This window comes from uncultured Gimesia sp., from assembly GCF_963972345.1.
Classification (GTDB): Bacteria; Planctomycetota; Planctomycetia; order Planctomycetales; family Planctomycetaceae; genus Gimesia.
This window is the reverse complement of record NZ_CAXAVM010000131.1, coordinates 1-20,390: the sequence shown is the minus strand read 5'-3', so window position 1 is coordinate 20,390 and position 20,390 is coordinate 1. Positions and strand designations below refer to the sequence as shown.

Sequence of the window (20,390 nt, the reverse complement as noted above, 5' to 3'; positions counted from 1 at the left end):
AATAATCCCTTCGGTGCTGATCGTATCGCGAATACTGGGAGCTGACTGAACCTTGCCGTCCAGCAGAACAGCCAGGTGCCGTTCAAATCCGTCTTTACTGGGACGATTCTTAGAAGTCAACTGCCCGAAGAGGCTTCCCCCTTTTGCGTTGAACACAAAACGAACTGCAGGAGCACCATTCTGGTCGGTGGTCTGACTGGCGCGTACCAGGTATTTCCCGGTCACACGGCGATCCTCATTGGGTTCGATCAGAATCAGAACTTCTTCACCCTGGGTACCATCTTCCCGGGTAAAAGGACGGGCCACGATCTGATCTACGCCTTCGTAGTTGTCCTCGCCTTTGACTTCGCGCCAGCTGGCGATCACACGTCCTTCTTTATCGCGAATGTCTTTTTTCTCGGGATTCTCCAGGGCGCGTGCCACAGCGTCTGCATGCTCGCGGTCTCTACGATTGGCAACGATCGCGAATTCCAGGCTTCCCAGACGGGTAATCAGTGATTTGATTCTCTGGACGTCTTCTGAGTCCGCACCAGGAACAATCACCTCGATCCGGTTCTGACCGACTTTGCGAACAGTCACTTCTTCTGTTCCTGAAGGATTGATACGTCGACCAATCGCACCGACCATCTGGTCCATCACTTCGTTCGAAAGTTCTTTTTCACTCCGTGATTCGTCAACTTCGAAGACCATGTTCGAACCGCCGGCAAGGTCAATCCCCAGGCGAATGGCATCGCGCCAGTCATGACCGTGTGTTACCTGCCAGACAAAGGGGGTCGCGGCGATCACAGCCGTAAACAGGACGATGCCAATTTTCTTTGCATAGTCTTTCATTTTGAGGGCATTGGCAATGAACACCCCCAACGCGAAAGGAACTACAAATACGGCAAGAATAATCAATAAGATAGTCCAGCCTGAGACACTTGATGGCGTTTTTTCAGTCACTTCCGCAGCGAATAAACCTGCTGAGTGAAAATCAATCCCTGTCATTCAATTAGTCCTGAAACGATACTGTTTTGTATGGGCCGATTCATTCGGCGCTAAAGATTTAAGCTGGCTGCTTCGAGCCAGATACTGACGATCTGTCCTATACCCTGGAAACTAACTGGTAGTCTCTTTGGTTTCAACCTGATAGAGCCCCTGAATCGCACTGCGACGGACTTTGATTTTCAAATTATCATCGACTTTCAAAGTGACTTCCTGCTCTTGCTCTGCAATATTGGCAATCGTACCAATGATTCCACCGATCGTCACCACCCGGTCATTTTTCTTCAGTTGCCCCAGAGCCGCCTCACGTTTGGCCCGTTCTTTCTGCTGAGGACGAAACATGATGAAGTAGAAAAAAATGACGATGGCAATCAAAGGCAGAAACTGCAGGAACGGAGAGGCCGCTGGTCCTTCTTTTACCGGCGCGTCTTGTGCAAATAGATAGAGGGTTTCAAGTAGATTGTTCATTAAGTTCTCTTCCAGGGATGCTGGATTCACTTCTTAAATTAACTGATTGACTGTACTTAGGAAAAACCTACATCCTGCCGGGGTCAACATTTCGCAGTAAATTCACTGCCTGAAAACTCTCGTCGCTGTGAATGATTTGGCCCAAACCTAAACAATTTCAGGAGTTATCCTGAAATGAAGTAAGCTGTATCTTAGAAAGATGCGTTCCAGCGGGCAAGGTGAACCGCCCGAAACTCCTCAACTTGATCATTGAGAATCGCCTGACGCAGATCCCGCACCAGTTTCTGATAAAAAGCGATATTATGCAGGGAGATCAAAATGGGGCCCAGCATCTCCCGAGACATGAATAAATGCCTCAAATAAGCCCGACTAAAGTCCCGGGAGCCGGGAGAATCTATCTCAGGATCCAGCGGACCGGGGTCCCGGGCGTGTTTCTGATTTCGTAAATTCACCCGTCCCTGGCTGGTAAACGCCATCCCGTTCCTGCCATTGCGGGTCGGCATCACACAATCAAACAGATCCACTCCCCTGATAATTGCTTCGATCAGGTCGGAAGGCCGCCCGACTCCCATCAGATAGCGCGGCTTCTCCACAGGCAGCATCGGCGTGGTAAAATCGAGCGTGGAGTACATATCCTCTGGTTTTTCTCCGACGCTCAACCCGCCAATTGCGTAACCGGGGAACTCCAGGGGCAGTAAACCCTCCGCTGAGCGTTCCCGCATTTTCTGATTTGTGCCCCCCTGAACAATCCCGAACAGAGCCTGATCATCACGTTGCTGTGCATCCCGACAGCGGGCGGCCCACTTGGTTGTCCGATCGACGGCGTCCTGCATTTTATCCGGTGACACATCATGCGGCGGGCATTCATCCAGACACATGATACAGTCAGCTCCGAGTTGCTCCTGAATTTTCACTGCTTTCTCAGGAGAAAGTTCAAACAGACTTCCATCGATATGCGAACGGAACACAACCTGATGGTCATCCATTTTCGTGAGCTGCGCCAGACTGAACACCTGAAAACCACCGCTGTCTGTCAGAATGGGCCCGTGCCAGTTCATGAATTCGTGCAGGCCTCCCATCTCAGCCACGATCTCGGCTCCCGGACGCAGGGCCAGATGATAGGTATTCGCCAATACCTGCTGGGTTCCCACCTGTTTCAGCTGCTCAGGCAGTAAACCCTTGACCGAGGCCAGTGTACCCACGGGCATGAAAGCAGGGGTATCTACGATTCCGTGGGGAGTATGCCACCGCCCCGCACGGGCTGAAGTTTTAGAATCCGTATGGAGCAGTTCAAAATGAAAATGAGACACGGGAGTATTTCTGTTTACTGGAAGAATCGAAGCAATTCGTCGCTCGAACAGTCGTTAAACGTGCTTGAGCGCATCATTCAATATCCCCAGATACCAGAAAGCGATGCGGAAGACAACAAAGATGATAAATGCAGCCACCAGCGCCCAGACCAGCCAGCCGAACACCGCAGCCAACGCCGTCAGACTTCGCTGGGCATCCTGCTGAAACTGCGGACTTAATCTCTCCAGAGTTTCTGGCACCGTTCCCGACGTTTCCCCGACATCCACCATGTGGATATATTCCTCTGTAAACAATCGGGTATCCGCCAGCGCATCTGCCAGTTGCTCGCCATCATTGATTGCCGCATTGACCTCGGGAATGGCAGCGATAAAGGCACCGTTGCCTGTCGCTTTCAGGCTGGCCTCCATGGAATCCAGAATATTCATCCCTGCCTGTTGAGTCAGTGCAAACGCCCAGGAAAACCGGGCGATCGCGAAAGATCGCATGCAATTGCCCAGCACGGGAATTTTCAGAAAGAGACTGTGGAAATAACGTTTCCCACCGAACATCCGATCCAGAATCTGATACAACACATACAGCGCAAACAGCGAACCGAAGGTACAGGTCAGCCAGATGATGGCTCCCGAAGGTCCGGCTAACCCGAGCCCCAGTATATCAATCGGGGCACCTCCCTGAGCGATCAAACCGAGAATCAGGATCATCAAAGCGATGACCAGCAGCGCCACCACAAACTGAAATACCGGCCAGGCGATCATCCGCAGGAAATTTTTTCGCATCTGCACCAGATTATCGTAATGATCCGCCAGTGCCTTCAGAACCTCAGGCAGTCCGCCACTCTGTTCGGCGACGTTGATCATATTCACCATCAGTTCCGGATAATAACTTCCCTGCTTCTCTAGTGCAGAGGTCACATCATTTCCTGATTTGAGTTCAACGACAATTTCACTCACGGACTGCTGCAGACGATGATCTCCCAGCTTTTTTCCCGCCAGCTGAAATGATTTGACGATCGAGACCCCTGACTCCAGCATCGTACTTAATGAACGACACAGCAGAGACAGAGATTTCATTGAAGCACGCGACTTGAACATGGATTTGACCTTCAGGAGGCAGTATCAGCCCCGACAGGATTCTCATTACAGATGAAAGTATTTTTATTATTGCGAATTACGACATATCTGAGAGCGACAATCCCTTCCACATTGCGAAAAAAAAGAAAATTTGTCAGAGTGAACCCTCGTTGAATCACGTTTTGTTTAGATATATCGCTCTCTGGAAGAAGTAAATGGATTTTTTGCAACTGGCAGGCAAACGAATACTGGTTTTTGGAGTTGCTAACCGAAAAAGTGTGGCATTTCAGACGGGGCAAGTCCTGGAACAGGCCGGGGCAGAAGTCATCTATATAGTACGTTCTGAAGCACGGAAGGAATCGCTGGCGAAACTGTTGGCACACGCTCCGATCTATGTCTGTGATGTAGAACACCAGGAACAGATTGATCAGCTGGCGATCGAAATCGGTCAGAAATACGAACTCATTCACGGCCTGGTACATTCGATCGCGTTTGCAGACTATTCCGCGGGCTGGCTTCCGTTTCATGAAACTCCGCGGGCGGCCTTTCTGCAGGCAGTTGACATTTCCTGTTTCTCTCTGACCGCCGTCTCCAATGCGTTCAAGGAGCTCATCGACCCGAAGCAGGGGAGTGTCGTCACCATCTCGATCTCCACCACACGGATGGCTGCAGAGAACTATGGATATATGGCGCCTGTGAAAGCGGCGCTGGACTCTTCCATCTGCTTTCTGGCAAAGTCGTTTTCCAATTTTTCCCAGGTGCGGTTTAATGCGGTCTGTCCGGGATTACTCAAAACATCGGCATCTGCCGGGATTCCCGGATATGTAGACAGCTACCTGTTCGCAGAAAAAGCCACCCTGCGAAAATCAGCCGTCCAGACCAGTGAAGTCGCCAATACCGTTGCCTTTCTGCTCAGCCCGCGTTCTTCTGGGATCAATTCCCAGGGCATCGTCATCGACGCGGGCATGGGAACGAACTATTTCGATAAAGAAATCGTTTCGGAAGCCTGAACGATCAAATTAAAAAAAAAGCTGACTGAGATTGACCCAGCCAGCTTTTCCGTTCACATCACTGTTAAGTCAGTGGAACCACAGTCATGTTTGACGAACTGATTAATTAGACTTCTTCTTTTTTCCGCCGGTTCTTTTAGGACCTTGGCCTGCGCCTTTGCCAGCCCCTTTATCTCCGCGGTTTTTCATCATGGCTGCCTTGGCTGCCTGACGCTCCGTTTCATCGAGTTTGCCATCTCCGTTCTTGTCGAACTTTTTCATCAGCGCTTCCCGATTGATCCCCGGTCGTCCCCCCATCGCTTTGCGGGCTGCCTGACGTTCTGATTCACTCAGTTTTCCATCGCCGTCTTTGTCAAATTTTTTGACCATCTCTTCGCGACTCATCCGCGGTCCATTCTGCCCCATTTTCCCACGTGCTGCCTGGGCAGCCTGGCGTTCGGTTTCATCCAGTTTCCCATCTCCATTCTTATCGAATTTTTTGAGAAATTCTTCCCGGTTAAAACCAGTTTTCCCTTTGCCACCAGGGCCTTTTTCCCCTTTGTTGGCGCGGGCTTCGCGAGCGGCAGATCGCTCTGCTTCACTCAACTTACCATCGCCGTCTTTATCAAACTTTTTGAGGATTTCTGCTCGATCGGGACGCTCCCCCTTTATTTCTGCTTCTGCCTGTAAGCCGGTCGTTCCGGAAAAACTGACCACAGCCAGGATAAAAGCGGATACCAGTACTGGTTGGACATTCATTAATGTATCTCCTCAAGTTAAAACAGGCAAAACCCACCTTTTGCGGCAGATGCATATTACTTCAGATTAAACTCACAGCGCGGCATTCGGTTTCGCTGATTCTCAAAAAACAGCTGATTTTCATCATTTTGAGAGGAAACAGGTCCTGTCTGTGACCTGGGATATTGGAGCGGAATTGAAAAGCTGATCTTGCCTCATTTCTGCCTCTGGCAGTATGATGCCGCGCCTGTTGGCTTTGGCGCTGTTTTACTATCTTCCTGTCGTATCAACTGATCAAAATTTATCGATGAATTCACCGCATAATACTTTATCTCAAATGAATCAGATTGAAGCCGGTCGCATCTGCATCCTCAAACCCAGCGCCCTGGGAGATGTCGTGCAGTCACTTCCGATCCTGCCAGCACTCAAAGCACGATTTCCAGCAGCGCAAATTTCGTGGGTGATTCGTGACAGTTTCGCCAATCTGCTGGAAGGGCATCCGCTCATTGATGAAATCATCCCTTTCAATAGAAACAGCTCTGTCCGTTACTGGTGGAATTTCCTGAAAGATCTCAAACAGCGACAGTTTGATCTCGCGCTTGATCTGCAGGGATTGCTGAGAACCGGCGTCATGACCGCTGCGACACGCGCCCCGTGGCGCATCGGTATGGAATCATCCCGAGAAGGTTCCCATCTGGCTTACAACCTGACCATTCCGGAAACGAGCCGCACTGTTCCCGCATACCAGAAATACTGGAATGTGGCAGATGCTTTTGGGACGGAAGAAACCGGTCGGGATACCCAGATATTTATCAGTGATGCCGACAAAGCCTGGGCGCGGGATATCCTCTCTGCCGGAGCGAAATCCTGCCCGACACTGGCAATTCATGCGGGAGCGCAATGGATTACCAAACGCTGGCCCCCGGAGAGCTTCGCTGCCGTCGGTGCCAAAGCAATCCGCCACTTCCGCTGCAACATTGTTCTGGTAGGCACGACTGACGAGCGCCCCTTGACCAGTCAGATTGAAAAGCTGCTGCATAAGTTTGTGCCGACAGGCCGTGTACTCAACCTGGCAGGGCAGACCACCCTGAAACAGTTAGCAGCATTATTGATGGAAACCAATTACTTACTCACCAATGATTCCGGCCCGATGCACCTGGCCGCCGGACTGGGAACGCCGGTCACGGGGATCTTCACCTGCACGAGTTCACTCCGCTCCGGACCTCCCGGTGACCAGCATGAACTTGTCTCCACGAACGTTGATTGCGCCGCCAGTTACCAGAAACGCTGTCCCAAACGGGGGCCACAAAATCTGTGCTGCATGGACGAACTGGATGTCACCCGTGCCTGGCAGGCATTATATCGACTGATCACACGCCAGAATGCCCAGCGAGATTCCCAGGCTGCCTGAGGAAGCACCGCATTCCTATCGTCCTGGTCTCTTCAGTTCATAATAACGGCTGAGCACTCTGACCCGGTAGATCTGGTAAGCGGTAATCAGCCCCAGGATCGCCAGCACCATGCTGTAAATCACCGGATACTGCCAGAGCACAGTCAGTTCAGGCCTGATCAGTACCAGGACAGCGACCGCAAGCAGGGACAGCACCGTGGTAAACAGGACCAGCCGCACATAGAAAAACAGACCGGACGAAACGATCAGCATGGGATAGCCTATCAACAGGATTCCGATGGGCGCATCAGCGAGAATCAGCAAGCCGGTTAACAGTGACACATCTGCAGCCGACCAGCAGAAACGGACTTTGATCTTGTTTTTCAAATGATCAAGGGCCCATTGAAAAAACAGCGCCAGAGTGGCCCAGAGCGCAAACAGGGTCATGATCTTCAGGTGGTAATTCAAATCGATCCCTTGAGTCGAATACACGGTCTGAATAATTCCACTCGCCAGGACAATGGCAGATAATCGTGAAACCAGGGCCGGCTGTCGGCGGAACCAGCGCTGAAACTGCTGCCGAAAATTTGCCGGCTGAGCCAAAACGGGCTCCCCCGCGATAAACCGCTCGAGATCATCCGCCAGCTCTTGCGCACTCTGATACCGGGCTGCGGGATCTTTTTCCAGACACTTCAGACAGATCAACTCCAGAGGCTCCGGGATCGTCGCATTTTGTATGCGAGGCAGGGGGGGCTCTCCTTCAATCACTGCTACCAGAGAATCCAGCGGGCTCGGCTGTTTAAAGGGAGAGACTCCCGTCAACAGTTCATACAAAATGATCCCCAGGCTGAAGATATCACTCCGGGGCGAAATTTCACCTGACTGTCCCGCCGCCTGCTCAGGAGACATGTATCCGGGCGTACCAATAATCATCCCGCTCTGAGTGTGGGCTTCCTGTTCGCCATCCAGTTGCCGGGCCTCAAATACCTTGGCAAGCCCGAAATCAGTTACATAGGCAATCCCCTGATCATCAATCAGGATGTTGGAAGGTTTCAGGTCACGATGGATGATCTCCCTGGAATGCAGATATTCAACGGCTTTCGTAACCTGCTGCATCAGCGAGGCAGTCCTGTAGTAATCCTTGCCTGCCGCCTGGTTCAGAAACTCGAGGCGGGAATTCGCCAGCGAACCCCCGGGAATAAAATCCATGGTGAAGTAATGCTGCCCCAGGTGCTGACCGACTTCATGGATCGAAATGATATGGGCGTGCTGTAACCGTCCCGCCGCCCGAGCCTCCAGGTAAAACCGACGCACCTCATCTTCTGATGCAAACTGGTGACTTAAAATCGTCTTTAAGGCAACGATCCGGTTCAGGTCTTTCTGGCGGGCCTTATAGACGATTCCCATCCCCCCGCGTCCGAGCTCTTCCAGCAGTTCATAGTTGCCGAACTCAGTCACCCGGGCAGTAACAGTCTGGCGCGAAGCGCTGGTACCGTGGAGCAGGGTCGCATCATCAGGTCCCAGAGATACCGGGGGCAGATCGTGTTCTTCCCCGCCGGGAGCAAGTTGCTCCAGCGAATCCAGGCATGCCATCAGCGGCTTTAATTCCGGGTTCACGGCCCGTAAACCATGACAGCTTTCCTGGTCGCTGTTCTGCAGGTAATCCACATATTGATTCAGTACTTCAATCACAGACTCAGGCGATTGTTCCTGTTCGTTCGTCACAGTTTGATACTCTCTCTATGTGTCTGTTCCAGCAGACAAGTTCTGACTTAACCACGTTCCAATCGTTCCTGCAGCTAGTTTAACGCTCTGAGCCAGAGCATCTGGACAGCCCCCGGACTGCGGTTCATTCTCTCCGCGACCTGCTTAAATGAAAGCCGTTGCAGATTCCGCAGCATGATGACTTCCTGATAATCTTCCGGAAGTTCAGAGACCGCATCCGCCATCAGAATTTCCTGTTCACGATTCAACAGGATTCGACTGGGGGTTTCGGTGGAATCTTTCAGCTCCCATTTCTGTGCAGTGGACCGTGAAGCAGATGCATACTGATCGAGTGAAAACTCCCGCTTCACATCGCGTTTGGCAGCCCCCTGGTATCTTCGGGCAAAGTCCAGTGTATTGTGCTTCAGGATCCCCCGTAACCAGCACAGCCATTCCGCCTCGGTGTCCCCCTTGAATTGATCAAGGCCCTGGTGCGCTTCCAGTAACGTCTGTTGCACCAGGTCGGAGGCATCGACCTTCGTGCGCATCCAGCCTTCGATTTGGGCCCGGGCAATCAGAGAGATATAGGATCGGCATTTTTGCAGCAGTTCATTTTCAGCAGCCCGATCACCGGCACGAGTGCGTTGTATCAGCTCTTGAAAATGGGATTGCGGCATGATTGATTCCCGGACTCCAAATTGACTGTGGCAGCAGACAGTTGATCCCGACAAATGCAAATCGACGCTTTGCCGTCACCGTTTTTTATATTTGTTACTGGCTTCTTTGAGCAGAGCCCGTTCCTGATCGGTGAGATTTGATTCACCTTCACGACTGATCTTTTCCAGAATCGCATCCACCCGCTCATCCAGGCTTGCTTTGGAAAGATGAGAGTCTTCTTCGGTATAAACCTTGAGCTTCTTTTTTCTGACGGAGCGGTTCACCTGGAAACGACTCCATTTGCTGTCGAACAGGTGAGTCAGATTCCAGCCATAATATTTGTAGGCTACCCCAAAGGCGGCCCCTCCCAGGTGGGCCACATGCGCCACAGGGTCACCACCAGGGTTAATGAAGCCGAACAGGTCAACGGCCGCGTACAAGACAGCCAGCCAGCGCAGCTCGATGGGGATTACAAAAAACAGCAAAACCGTCATGCGGGGGAAGTACATGGCCGTCAGAAAGACAACCGCCATCACTCCACCCGAAGCGCCAATCACCGGATTGGGACTGATACCGATATGACACAGGCCACTGATCATGATTGACGTCAGGTAAAAGACCAGAAACTCGCGGGATCCCAGAATCGGTTCCACCGCCCGGCCAAACATCCAGAGCACAAACATATTGAACACAATATGCGTGAGCGGTTCCAGAGCGTGACAGAATCCATAGGTCAGCAGGCGCCAGATCTGAAAACCGGAGAAAATCGTTTCACGATTCAAGGCCAGAAAGTTAAGAATGTTCGGCGAGGCCAACTCAATCAGAAAGACAGCGATGTTCGCAATCAGGATGTACTTGATGGCCCAGCCACCAGAAGGGGCTCCAAATGAGCGGTAATTCCCCCCACCACTTTCATGCCGCAGGTAATCCCGGCTCTCAATCCCCATTGCCCAACTTATCCTTATGTGTCAGTTCGTAATTCCGGACGTCTGCAGAGGAGACGCCTGCCATCCATGCGGGTGGGGAGTAATTTCACCCCCACTCATCTATGAGATCATGATTTGGGTTTGGGAAGCTGATTGCTGAGTTTGCTGACTTCGTCAATCAGTTCCAGCTGTTTCTGGTAAATCTTAATCAGATCACGACGCAACTGATCTGTTTCAACAAATTCCTGGTTGCGTTCCTGTTCTTCTACTTCCAGACCAGCGACCAGACCTTTGCGGACTTCGACAGGCAGGACTTCATCCTGGGGAGCAGTTTCAGAACCGAGCAATTCGCTTACCCGGGTTTCCAGCCGCTCTTTCGCAGCCGCCAGCAGACGATTCAGGTCCTCCAGGCGATCCTGCTTCAACTGAAATTGCTCTTCGCTTTGTACCAGTTCATCCCGCAGGTTTCTCAGCGTATTGATATAATTGAGCGGAACCAGTTCCCTCAATCGCCAGACACCGTTTTTCCAGGTAGCGACTTCTCCGGGCAGGGGAGGATTCACTGGTACCAGTGCGTCCCGGGTATTGGGCACGAAGCGAAAGGTGCCGACAAAGCGGGAACCATTCGGATTCGCGGGATCTGGCTGAAACGCGTAGAAAACCTGTGTCGCTGCTGCTTCGGCTGACATATCGCCACCCAGAGCCTGATTATTATTCAGCCTCACACGTACCACACCGGTCTGTGCATTCTCAACGCTCACTTCCGCATCCCAGTATCGATCCCAGCCCAGCATGGTCCGGGTTAACTCACTGAGAAGCTGTTGACGTTCTTTTTCCCTGGCCTCGATTTCTGCCGAGTTCTTCTGAATCTGTGTTTTATTCTTTTCAACAACTTTGAGCCAGCTCCCCCGGACATCCAGCATCTTGGATGTCAGCAGAACTGCTCCTACTGTCGCGATGGCGACAAACCAGACCAGGATTACTCCGGATTTATGCATCTGTATTGAACCTTGCTGGAATCAGACGAGATTCTCTCTCGTACTCTAGTTTCATATTTGGAAAAGCTGATCTTCGGTCGTTGCGATCGCTTTCTCAGTTTCAATTTCTACGCTCAGCCTGCGGGAGATATCTGCAATGATGCCCTGTTTCTAACATCGACGTTCAGCAACTTGAGATCGAAAATAAATCTGCTCGTATCAATTATTCGCACAGATCCCGAAAAGATCTATCCAAAGAGACTGAAATGCGGCAAAAAGTCAATCAGGCCTTTTATTTAATGATAGGCCCCTCTGTAAATCAGGGTCAAGCAGAAACCGAGATTATACGACTTATCATGTCTGGATAATCAATAAAACCGATAAAAAGCGAGCAATTACTCCGGTCGATAGATTTTAAACAGTGACGCCAGCTGAACAATCTCCTGAAAAACTGGCCCGCAACTGTTTGATTTCCTGCACTTTCCCTCTCCTGTTTCCGTGCAATCTGTACCAGAATAGCTTATAAAACACACAGAATAGAAACTGGTTCAGAATCACTGCTTCCCTGTTTTTTGTGTATTTCCAGAGCGCATCCCATTTAACCATCGCGTCTCGCAATCTATTATACTCGTTCCCATCGGCCGGGGAGACACGACAGTCAAACGGGACACCCTCTCATTGTTGCGTTTTTCCCGATACCGATTACCCTGTCATAAAGTAAACCGTACCAGAAGTTTCTGATTTTCTGACAGTGTCGTGAATGTGTATTACTTAAAGCCGGCGCTTCTGTACCGTTTTCTGCCAGCGAACTCTTCACCAGAGGTAACCGAATTATGTCAACCGTGACAGTCAAACGAAGCGAACTCAAACCGGGCGAAGTTTTGTGCAGTTACTGCACGGCTCGCTGCTGTCGATATTTCGCTCTGCCGATCGAAACCCCCGAGACCTGGGAAGACTACGACCACATGCGCTGGTATGTCATGCATGGCAGCTGCGCAATTTTTGTCGACGAGGATGTCTGGTTCCTGATGGTCTATGGAGACTGTAAATATCTGCTGGAAGACTATCGTTGTGGAAATTACGAAGACCGTCCCAAAATCTGTCGCAGCTATACCACGGATGATTGCGAATACGATAATGATGGCACGTACGACCGCCTGTTCGAAACCCCGGAACAGATCTGGGAATATGCCCATGCCGTCCTGCCCCCTAAAAAGACGAAAAAGAAGAAAAAAACGGCTGCTGAAACGCCCCACCAGAAACTTCCGATTGTCCATATTTAACTGACAAAGCAGACATCAATCGCTTTTTCTTTATCCTCCAGGCAGTAACCAGCTCAGCTGCTATCCATTTCGGTAGAACGACAGTGAAAAAAGACTTAATTGAACCAAAGACTCTCAAAGGGTTTCGAGATTACCTTCCCGCGGCCATGATTCCCCGTGAACAACTGATTGAAACAGCCAAATCCGTCTATCGCAGCTATGGCTTCAGTCCCATCGACACGCCAGCCCTGGAATACACGGAAATCCTGACGGGGAAAGGGGGCACTGAATCGGATAAGCAGATGTTCCGGTTCGAACAGGGGGGACGCGACGTCGCCATGCGGTTTGACCTGACGGTACCCTTTGCCCGCTTTGCCGCGCAGAATATCGGCGAACTGGGAACGCCGTTCAAGCGCTATCATGTCGGTACAGTCTGGCGTGGTGAAAATCCCCAAAAAGGCCGCTATCGCGAGTTCGTTCAGTGTGATTTCGATACCATTGGCACCACATCCAATTCTGCGGATATCGAAACCCTGTTTGTCATTCATGACCTGATGGTGAAGATCGGCTTCTCCGATTTTACGATTCATATCAATAATCGCAAAATTTTAAACGGTCTGCTGGAAAGCCTTGATCTCCAGTCACGCGCGGCGGAAGTGCTCAGAGCCCTTGATAAGCTGCCGAAGATTGGCGCCGACGCCGTCATCAAAGAAATGCAGGAGCAGGGGAAGCTCTCTCAAACACAGGCAGAAAAAGTGATTTCCCTGACCACCGTAAAAGGGTCCACAGCTGAAATTCTCAATTCGCTGGAGAAACAGCTGGCGGGTAATGAATGTGGAGAGCAGGGGGTCGCTTATCTGCGGGAAGTCTTTGACGCCGTCGATAAAGCAGGTATCGCCGGCGAGCGGATTGTCCTGGATCCCTCGATTGCGCGGGGCCTCGATTATTACACGGGGACGATCTACGAAACGTTTCTGAACCAGCTGCCTGGGATTGGCAGTGTCTGTTCGGGGGGGCGTTACGACAACCTTGCCGAACTGTTTACCACTCAGCAACTGCCTGGTGTTGGCGCCAGCCTCGGTCTGGACCGCCTGCTGGCAGCCATGCAGGAACTGAATCTGCTGGACGAGATTTCGACTCCCGCCCCGATTCTGGTGACCCAGATGGACGCCAGACATACCCCCGAGTATCTCAGATTAGCCCGGGATCTCAGAATGTATGGTTTCAACGTCGAAGTCTACCCGGACACGAAAGCCATTAAGAAACAGTTCAAATACGCAAACCGTCACGGTTTCAAAATCGTGATTGTCGCCGGCGATGATGAATTTGAAAAACAGGAATGGCAGGTGAAAGACATGGCGACAGGGACTCAGACCGCCGTCCGTAAGGAAGAACTGCTGGAACTCATCAAGCGTTTGCTGGCATAGTGTCTTATCAGACCAGGCATGACACGTTGCCCGAGATGGTCCGCACCCGACTTCGACAGGATTGGTTTTGTTGTTCTGAATTGTGTGATTGCCCTGACAGTTTCCTGTTGTCTGCGACAACCCCGAATTGCATTCGGGGCTACCCTTTATTTATTGAAATTAGCCGAACGGCGTTAGCCGCGGTTTCTGCAAAGTTCGGTCGGGATACGAACCGGGTCTAAGGACCTGCGGCTCATCTGCACACTCTCCTGTGAATAGTGATGACGCCTTTTTGAACCCGCTTTTCATCTTTCAGTGGTTCGGAATTTTCATCTGCGGGGAGTGGGACACTTCTTTTATAATGCTTTGTGAACCGGGTAAGAAGACGTGATCACCTTCACCGTTGGGCAAGCCAACGGTGCCATCCCAACTTCTGGTTTTGCAGGAGGCATTGCAAATAATAGAGGTGTTTCCGGGTGCCATGGCCGGCTTGTCCGGCCGTGCCGAAGGGGGGGCCTGGTTCTGGATTAAACGTGGGAGCTGCGACCTCCTGCTCGCACTGCTCGGCCAGAATTGCATTCGGGCTTACCCAATTTTTCTTATGGGTGGTTTTGTGTTTTTCGTGGTTGGAAATTCTGATGGGAATGTTTCATTCTGTTCCCACTGTGATGTGAAACAGGTTGATACTCGCCAGGCGGGCGGACACATGGGGCCGCCCCTTGTATCTTACTATTGACTGTCTGGAGCTCTTTGTTCTGATAGGTAAACAAAGCCATTAGTTCCCGCCTTTAAAGGCGGGAACTAATGGCGGCGAGTGTCAGATCGTGGCCGCCCCTGGTCTTCGAGACCGATTCGTAGCTTGATCGCCACTCGCTTCTTCATGCCTTAACCCGTACAGTCGCCTGAGCGGTGTCACAACACCAGCTCGTATCAGCAAGGAAGGGTCTTAACATGCAACAGCATAACACAGTCTTCGTCGGAATCGATATCGCGAAATTTAAATTTGATGTCTCTTTCTCACATCTTTCTAAAGGAGTCACTTATGATTATACACCAAACGATATCAAAAAGTTCATGCAGGTACTTCAGGAAATACAGCCGCAACTGAACTGTCTCGAAGCAACGGGGGGACTGGAACGCAAACTTGTTGCCTGTCTGCACAAACATCAGTTCGACGTGGCAGTTGTGAACCCCAGGCAGATCCGGGATTTTGCCAGGGCCAAAAATCAACTTGCGAAAACCGATCAGATTGATGCCCGTACGATTATGGAATTTGCCCAGGTGATGAAGCCGCGCATTACCCCACCTTTAACACAGGCCCAGCAGAAAATGCGTGATTTCAGCTCTCGCAGACAGCAGGTCTGTAAAATGATCATCCAGGAAAGGAACCGCCTGGATTCTGCTGCGGACAGGGAAATCGCCAAGCTGATTCAGCAGTCGATCCGTGCCTATCAAAAACAGATCAAGGTCATCGAGAAAAAAATGAGGCAACTGATTTACGCTGATGAGCAGTCTCGGGAGCGAGCTGCCATCCTGCAATCGGTACCTGGTATCGGCCCCACAACGGTAGCTCTACTCATTGCCGAACTGCCGGAGCTGGGGAGTCTGAACCGGAAACAGATTGCCCGGTTAGTGGGAGTTGCGCCCACCAACCGGGATAGCGGCACGATGAGAGGAAAACGAACGATCGGCGGAGGCCGGGTCGGGATCCGTAAAGGATTGTACATGCCCACCGTCGTTGCCCAAAAACATAACCCCAAAATCAGTGCGTTCTACAAACGGCTCGTCGAAAGTGGAAAGCCTAAAATGGTTGCTCTCGTGGCAGCTATGCGGAAGCTGCTCATCATTCTCAATGTCATGATCAAAGAAGGAAAAAAATGGAATGAAAACGTAATGAAAGCTTGAATTTCAAGACAGTCGCTACTTCGACAGGGTTGGTTTTGTTGCTCTGATTTGTGTGTCTGCCCTGACAGTTTCCTGTTGTCTGCGACAACCCCGAATTGCATTCGGGGCTACCCTTTTCTTTATTTAAATTAGCCGAACAGTGTTAGCTGCAGTTTCTGCAAACTTCGATCGGGCAAGCTGAAAGATGGTACCCGTGGTGTGAGAGGATGTTGAGTTATGTTTGTGGTTGTGGAGTTCAATATGTTGTTCCATTTGTTGACTGATATCTGGTATCTCGTTTCATTGCATGGTGATTATTTTGTGGAAGGGCGCGGGGAGGTCAAGGGGGATGTACAATCCAATGTGGCGATACGGGTTGACAGCGGACCGATACAGGGCGGTGCAGTGGTGGTGCCGTGGCGAAGGGCTGCGATGTGCGGCGACCCGCAGGGTACCATTACGAACGGGTGTGGTTTCGAGCAGTGCAAATCTGGAAAAAACAAGCTCATTTGTAGTGAAGACCTGGAACAAGTGGCTTGTGTTATGGTGCACTGTAAACTGGACACGCGCGCGACTCAAAACATCGCTTATCGTCGACGGCGCGGCGGCGTCAAGGGGAGTTTGAGCAGTCGGGGTGGTCCGATTCTCAGCAGTGCCGTTTATGCAGGTGTTTCAGATTTGATGATGAGAGGAGACAGAGATTGCGATGAACCTTCACGACCAGGTCTGATATGTTGACCTGGCCGTGCGGAGATTATAAACGGAGACTACTGACCGCTGAGGGCCTGTCCGCGGTTGCTGGTGCCACCGACTCCCTGCGAGATATCGCGGACGTCGTTTAAACCACCGGAGAGGACCATGCCGTTCACGCTGACTTCGGACTGTCGGAGGCTGATGAGTGAATTGACATAGCTGATGTTGGTTTCGAAGTAGGTTCGACGCGCGGTTAAGACCCGCAGGAAGTCAAACTGCTGACTTTCGTATCCCTGGGTGGTGAGATCGAGGTTTTTCTGGGCGCGGGGCAGGATGTCTGCCTGGTAGCGTTCGACCTGTTTCAGGGCTTTTTTATAGTCGCGATAGGCTTTGGAGAGTTCGACTTTGAGAGAGAGTTGCAGACGTTCCACATCTTTGACGGCACGATGGTATTCGGAATTGGCGGTATCGATATTACCCTGGTTACGGTTGAAGATGGGGATGGGAAGGCCGATCTGAACGTTGGCAATCTCTGACCCCGTAGCGTTGTCATGGGCGGCGCCGATCTGGGTTTGAACGTTCGGAATCGCCTGGACTTCCTGTCGGGAAATCTGGGCGCGGGCGCGATTGACGCGTGCACAAGCCGCCTGAATTTCAGGGCTGTTGGTGACGAGGTTACTGTAAGCTTCGTCCCAGTCCCATTTGACTGTATCGACGTCAAGTTTTCCGGTGAAGGAATAGTAGGAAAGGTCATCATGGCCGACGAGACTCGCCAACTGCTGTTTTGCAGATTCAAGATCGTATTCGGCATTCTGACGCAGGATGCGGACTTCACCCAGCTGGACTTCGGCCTGCAGGATATCGGGTTGAGCGGCCTGGCCTGCTTTATAAAGTGATTGAGCAATCTCGACGCCGGCTTCGGCGACTTTTTCCAGCTTCAATGTGATTTCCAGCCGCTTCTGGGCACCGAGGGTGGCGTAGAATTGTGATTTCACATCGTTCGTGACGCGAAACCGCTGGGCTTCCAGTTCCCAGGAGAGCGACTGCACATCGTGGTGGGCGACGTCCTGGTTGAGTTGCAGCTTGTTGCCTCGCACGTATGTCTGGCTGAAGAAGGCTCCCTGCTGACCGCCTCTGCCATCGTCTCCGATTTCGACACCGGAATAACCAATGACGGGATTCGGACGCAGACCAACCTGGGTTTTGATACCTTCCGCTTTATAGACGACCGCCGTGGCTTCGGCGAGCGTGGGGTTGGAATCCAGCGCCATCTGCAGCAGGCTTTCCAGGTCAAGGGTCATGCCGATCAGATCCGGTTCAGCCGGTGAATCCGTTCCCGATCCTGCTGCGGGCGCTGGAGGAATTGTTGTGCTTTTTGATTGAAAGCCGGTCTGCAGCAGCTGATCGTTTTCGTGGAAGATGTCTTCCAGCGGAATGAGGATGTCCTCTTCCTGTTGTGGGGATACAGGACTGTCTGCGACTTTCGGTTCCGGAGTTTCAGTGGGCCGCGTTGACTTTGTGGTTTGCTTCTGAGCCGATCGCTTTGATGTTTGCGGCTTGTCTTCCGTCTGGACAACATCAATGCTGGCAGGTGTTTTGTGATCAGAGACCTGCGACTCACTGAAGTGGGCGCAGGAGACCAGGCATGAGCAGGGCAGGACCATACATAATCGGATCAGTCGTAAATGAATCATGGAAGATTCCTTGCATCGTTACTTTTCAGGAGAGAAGAATATCAATCGAGACACACTGGAATGGTGCTCGAATTAAATGAGTTGTCTCCCCAGGAAAGTGACGATGGAGCATTGCTTACTGTTGGCCTCATTCGGCAGCCAGATTCTGTGTACGGTGATTTCATTGGTTTGATCGCCGATGATCTGCAGGCTGCTTGAACAGAACAGGTTCAGGTTCTGTAATTGAAACGTTTGCAACTGATGTATCTGGCTGGGAGTCAGGACCAGATTCTGCTTTACACTGCAAACACAAAACGGACACTGTGAGTCAGGGCTCTGCTGAGCCGACTCTAATGCGGGATCAATGTGCCTGTGCTGCTGGCAGGAATGAGCTGTCTCTGGATGCGATTTGCATTCATGGTGCTGGCAGCAGCAGGCGGCGCAGGGAATGATCGTCTGTACGAGAATCGTCACCGCAAAGCAGAGGCAGACCAAATTGTTAAACCGCCGTCTCATCCTGAGATCCTGGCTATGATTAAGAGAATACGAATCCTCTTCTCTGATCGGTTCTTCGGATTATACTTGATAAACCCGTTCTTCCGTTTCGAACTGCAGCAGGGATTTCAAGGGTCTTCCCGGGGGAGCAATCCATATAACCGGCACGACCTGCAGGGGAATGTTGGTGTAAATGTACAGTTTGATTGTGATGAGCTGGTTTCTGGAGTGGATGAGCCCAGGTGTCTTTCGGGTCAGTTCGCTGGTTCAGCAAAGCTGTTAACTTACTTGATTCACCCATGCGTTCTGATACATTGAAGTCTCAAGTGGCCTTCAGATTGTTCAGACGATAAATAATGAATCACAACCAGGAGCAGTATTCGTGAAATGTTTTCCCCGGTTTGTATCACTGCCGATGCTGGTCTGGTGTGGTCTGATTGTCTGTTCGACTCTGAATGTAGTTTCTGCCGAAACAGCTCCCGCGCGGCCTAATCTGGTTGTGGTTCTGGTGGATGATCTTCGCTGGGACGAACTGGGGTGCATGGGACATCCCTTTGTGCGGACGCCACACATTGATCGGATTTCCCGCGAAGGAGCCCGTTTCCGGAATGCTTTCTGTTCGACGCCCCTTTGTTCTCCCGTGCGGGCCTGTCTGCTGACGGGGCGGTACACGCACAACCATGGGATTTTCGATAACATTAATCGCAGCGAACACAGTCACACGCTGAAGACATTTCCCCAGGAACTTCAGAAAGCCGGCTATGAGACCGCTTATGTGGGAAAATGGCATATGGGCAACGACGATACGGCCCGTCCCGGATTTGATCACTGGGTGAGTATGAAGGGGCAGGGGATGTCGTTTGATCCGACGTTGAATATCAATGGCAAGCGGATTCAGTTCACGGGGCATACAACGGATGTGTTGAACCAGAAGGTGAATGAATTCGTGAAGCAGCAGGGGGAGAAACCGTTCTGCCTGTATATAGCGCACAAGGCATTACATCCGGAACTGACGCAACGCGACGATGGGAGCATTACTGATCCTTCTGCGGCGAAATTTTTGCCTGCCAGACGACACGAGAAACTGTACAGCAACGATGCGATTCCCCGCCGCTTGAATGTGGTGGATACACTGGAAGGCAAACGGGCATTAAAACGAAGTGTGCCGGGACTGCCTCCGTTAAGTCAGAAGACGGGAACCAGTGATGCAGTCATCCGCGATCGCCTGCGGATGCTGGCCGGGATTGATGAAGGGGTGGGTTCGCTCTGCAAACTGCTGGAGTCGCAAGGAGAACTTGACAACACCGTATTTGTCTTCACCAGCGACCACGGGTACTGGTATGGCGAACATGGATTGAGTGTCGAGCGACGGCTGCCTTATGAAGAAGGGATACGCGTGCCTCTGCTGGTGCGTTATCCTCCGCTCATCAAAGCGGGCACGCTGATTGATGAATTCGCTGTCAGCGTGGATCTGGCACCGACGATGCTGGAACTGGCGCAGGTCAAAACCGATCAGCAGTATGATGGTCGTAGCCTGGTTCCCCTGCTGAAAGGAGAGCATCCGGAGAACTGGCGTCGGTCCTTCCTGGTGGAGTACAACAGTGACACCGTCTTTCCGAGGCTGGTCAAAATGGGATATAAAGCGGTTCGCACACCGCGCTGGAAGTACATTCAATTCAATGAACTGGAGGGGATGAATGAACTCTACGATATGCAGCATGATCCTTATGAGATGAAGAACCTGATCAATGCTCCGGCTGCGA

The 20,390-nt window shown here is 51.5% G+C and carries 17 protein-coding genes and 1 pseudogene; 7 read left to right on the top strand and 11 right to left on the bottom strand.

Annotation, left to right across the window (positions count from 1 at the left end; genetic code table 11):
* From AACZ40_RS19630 to AACZ40_RS19615, 4 genes and pseudogenes are all read right to left on the bottom strand, one after another.
* Positions 1–987: pseudogene (locus AACZ40_RS19630) on the bottom strand (protein translocase subunit SecDF); the annotation flags it as partial.
* A gap of 111 nt (positions 988–1,098) precedes the next feature.
* Positions 1,099–1,452 (bottom strand): preprotein translocase subunit YajC, encoded by a 354-nt coding sequence (gene yajC / locus AACZ40_RS19625; protein WP_291177320.1) that lies wholly within the window; start codon positions 1,450–1,452, stop codon positions 1,099–1,101.
* Positions 1,453–1,643: 191 nt separating this feature from the next.
* Entirely contained in the window at positions 1,644–2,762 is a 1,119-nt protein-coding gene (gene tgt / locus AACZ40_RS19620) for a tRNA guanosine(34) transglycosylase Tgt (protein WP_291177322.1), read from the bottom strand.
* Between the two features lie 54 nt (positions 2,763–2,816).
* Positions 2,817–3,854, bottom strand: coding sequence for a type II secretion system F family protein (locus tag AACZ40_RS19615; RefSeq protein WP_291177327.1), 1,038 nt, complete (start codon positions 3,852–3,854; stop codon positions 2,817–2,819).
* 194 nt (positions 3,855–4,048) lie between these two features.
* On the opposite strand from AACZ40_RS19615, the gene AACZ40_RS19610 reads away from it, so the two are divergent.
* Entirely contained in the window at positions 4,049–4,843 is a 795-nt protein-coding gene (locus AACZ40_RS19610) for an SDR family oxidoreductase (protein ID WP_291177330.1), read from the top strand.
* A 102-nt stretch (positions 4,844–4,945) separates the two neighbouring features.
* Here the strand turns inward: AACZ40_RS19610 and AACZ40_RS19605 are convergent, their stop codons facing one another.
* Positions 4,946–5,581 (bottom strand): EF-hand domain-containing protein, encoded by a 636-nt coding sequence (locus AACZ40_RS19605; RefSeq protein WP_291177332.1) that lies wholly within the window; start codon positions 5,579–5,581, stop codon positions 4,946–4,948.
* Positions 5,582–5,867: 286 nt separating this feature from the next.
* Between AACZ40_RS19605 and AACZ40_RS19600 the strand changes: the two genes are divergently transcribed.
* The gene (locus AACZ40_RS19600; protein ID WP_291177335.1) at positions 5,868–6,971 is read left to right on the top strand and encodes a glycosyltransferase family 9 protein; all 1,104 of its coding nucleotides are present in this window, start codon (positions 5,868–5,870) and stop codon (positions 6,969–6,971) included.
* A gap of 15 nt (positions 6,972–6,986) precedes the next feature.
* On the opposite strand, the gene AACZ40_RS19595 is transcribed toward AACZ40_RS19600, so the two are convergent.
* The 4 genes from AACZ40_RS19595 to AACZ40_RS19580 form a co-directional block, all read right to left on the bottom strand.
* Positions 6,987–8,675 (bottom strand): serine/threonine-protein kinase, encoded by a 1,689-nt coding sequence (locus AACZ40_RS19595; protein ID WP_291177338.1) that lies wholly within the window; start codon positions 8,673–8,675, stop codon positions 6,987–6,989.
* A 74-nt stretch (positions 8,676–8,749) separates the two neighbouring features.
* On the bottom strand, positions 8,750–9,331 hold the full coding sequence (locus AACZ40_RS19590) for a sigma-70 family RNA polymerase sigma factor (RefSeq protein WP_291177341.1): 582 nt from the start codon (positions 9,329–9,331) through the stop codon (positions 8,750–8,752).
* Between the two features lie 75 nt (positions 9,332–9,406).
* Positions 9,407–10,258 (bottom strand): rhomboid family intramembrane serine protease, encoded by an 852-nt coding sequence (locus AACZ40_RS19585; RefSeq protein WP_291177346.1) that lies wholly within the window; start codon positions 10,256–10,258, stop codon positions 9,407–9,409.
* A 107-nt stretch (positions 10,259–10,365) separates the two neighbouring features.
* Positions 10,366–11,235: a hypothetical protein gene (locus tag AACZ40_RS19580; RefSeq protein WP_291177349.1), complete on the bottom strand. Its 870-nt coding sequence runs from the start codon at positions 11,233–11,235 to the stop codon at positions 10,366–10,368.
* Positions 11,236–12,047: 812 nt separating this feature from the next.
* On the opposite strand from AACZ40_RS19580, the gene AACZ40_RS19575 reads away from it, so the two are divergent.
* The 4 genes from AACZ40_RS19575 (at position 12,048) to AACZ40_RS19560 (ending at position 16,504) form a co-directional block, all read left to right on the top strand.
* Positions 12,048–12,497, top strand: coding sequence for a YkgJ family cysteine cluster protein (locus tag AACZ40_RS19575; protein ID WP_291177351.1), 450 nt, complete (start codon positions 12,048–12,050; stop codon positions 12,495–12,497).
* Between the two features lie 83 nt (positions 12,498–12,580).
* The gene (gene hisS, locus AACZ40_RS19570; RefSeq protein ID WP_291177354.1) at positions 12,581–13,903 is read left to right on the top strand and encodes a histidine--tRNA ligase; all 1,323 of its coding nucleotides are present in this window, start codon (positions 12,581–12,583) and stop codon (positions 13,901–13,903) included.
* Between the two features lie 930 nt (positions 13,904–14,833).
* Complete coding sequence (locus tag AACZ40_RS19565) at positions 14,834–15,787, top strand: IS110 family transposase (protein ID WP_339675527.1); 954 nt, start codon at positions 14,834–14,836, stop codon at positions 15,785–15,787.
* Between the two features lie 216 nt (positions 15,788–16,003).
* Positions 16,004–16,504 (top strand): hypothetical protein, encoded by a 501-nt coding sequence (locus tag AACZ40_RS19560; RefSeq protein WP_291167426.1) that lies wholly within the window; start codon positions 16,004–16,006, stop codon positions 16,502–16,504.
* Positions 16,505–16,533: 29 nt separating this feature from the next.
* On the opposite strand, the gene AACZ40_RS19555 is transcribed toward AACZ40_RS19560, so the two are convergent.
* Together AACZ40_RS19555 and AACZ40_RS19550 are read right to left on the bottom strand one after the other, a co-directional pair.
* A complete protein-coding gene (locus AACZ40_RS19555) occupies positions 16,534–18,153 on the bottom strand; it encodes a TolC family protein (RefSeq protein WP_291167429.1) in 1,620 nt (539 codons plus the stop codon).
* 72 nt (positions 18,154–18,225) lie between these two features.
* Positions 18,226–18,648: a hypothetical protein gene (locus AACZ40_RS19550; RefSeq protein ID WP_291167431.1), complete on the bottom strand. Its 423-nt coding sequence runs from the start codon at positions 18,646–18,648 to the stop codon at positions 18,226–18,228.
* Between the two features lie 361 nt (positions 18,649–19,009).
* On the opposite strand from AACZ40_RS19550, the gene AACZ40_RS19545 reads away from it, so the two are divergent.
* A partial coding sequence (locus AACZ40_RS19545; RefSeq protein WP_339675523.1) for a sulfatase occupies positions 19,010–20,390 on the top strand: 1,381 nt, incomplete at its 3' end.

Excerpts from the sequence above, each read along its gene's own strand:
- AACZ40_RS19550 (WP_291167431.1), bottom strand. The coding sequence starts at position 18,648 with ATGAGACGGCGGTTTAACAATTTGGTCTGCCTCTGCTTTGCGGTGACG.
- AACZ40_RS19565 (WP_339675527.1), top strand. The coding sequence starts at position 14,834 with ATGCAACAGCATAACACAGTCTTCGTCGGAATCGATATCGCGAAATTT.
- AACZ40_RS19600 (WP_291177335.1), top strand. The coding sequence starts at position 5,868 with ATGAATTCACCGCATAATACTTTATCTCAAATGAATCAGATTGAAGCC.
- yajC (WP_291177320.1), bottom strand. The coding sequence starts at position 1,452 with ATGAACAATCTACTTGAAACCCTCTATCTATTTGCACAAGACGCGCCG.
- AACZ40_RS19615 (WP_291177327.1), bottom strand. The coding sequence starts at position 3,854 with ATGTTCAAGTCGCGTGCTTCAATGAAATCTCTGTCTCTGCTGTGTCGT.
- AACZ40_RS19605 (WP_291177332.1), bottom strand. The coding sequence starts at position 5,581 with ATGAATGTCCAACCAGTACTGGTATCCGCTTTTATCCTGGCTGTGGTC.
- AACZ40_RS19590 (WP_291177341.1), bottom strand. The coding sequence starts at position 9,331 with ATGCCGCAATCCCATTTTCAAGAGCTGATACAACGCACTCGTGCCGGT.
- AACZ40_RS19585 (WP_291177346.1), bottom strand. The coding sequence starts at position 10,258 with ATGGGGATTGAGAGCCGGGATTACCTGCGGCATGAAAGTGGTGGGGGG.
- AACZ40_RS19555 (WP_291167429.1), bottom strand. The coding sequence starts at position 18,153 with ATGATTCATTTACGACTGATCCGATTATGTATGGTCCTGCCCTGCTCA.
- AACZ40_RS19580 (WP_291177349.1), bottom strand. The coding sequence starts at position 11,235 with ATGCATAAATCCGGAGTAATCCTGGTCTGGTTTGTCGCCATCGCGACA.
- AACZ40_RS19575 (WP_291177351.1), top strand. The coding sequence starts at position 12,048 with ATGTCAACCGTGACAGTCAAACGAAGCGAACTCAAACCGGGCGAAGTT.
- AACZ40_RS19560 (WP_291167426.1), top strand. The coding sequence starts at position 16,004 with ATGTTTGTGGTTGTGGAGTTCAATATGTTGTTCCATTTGTTGACTGAT.
- AACZ40_RS19610 (WP_291177330.1), top strand. The coding sequence starts at position 4,049 with ATGGATTTTTTGCAACTGGCAGGCAAACGAATACTGGTTTTTGGAGTT.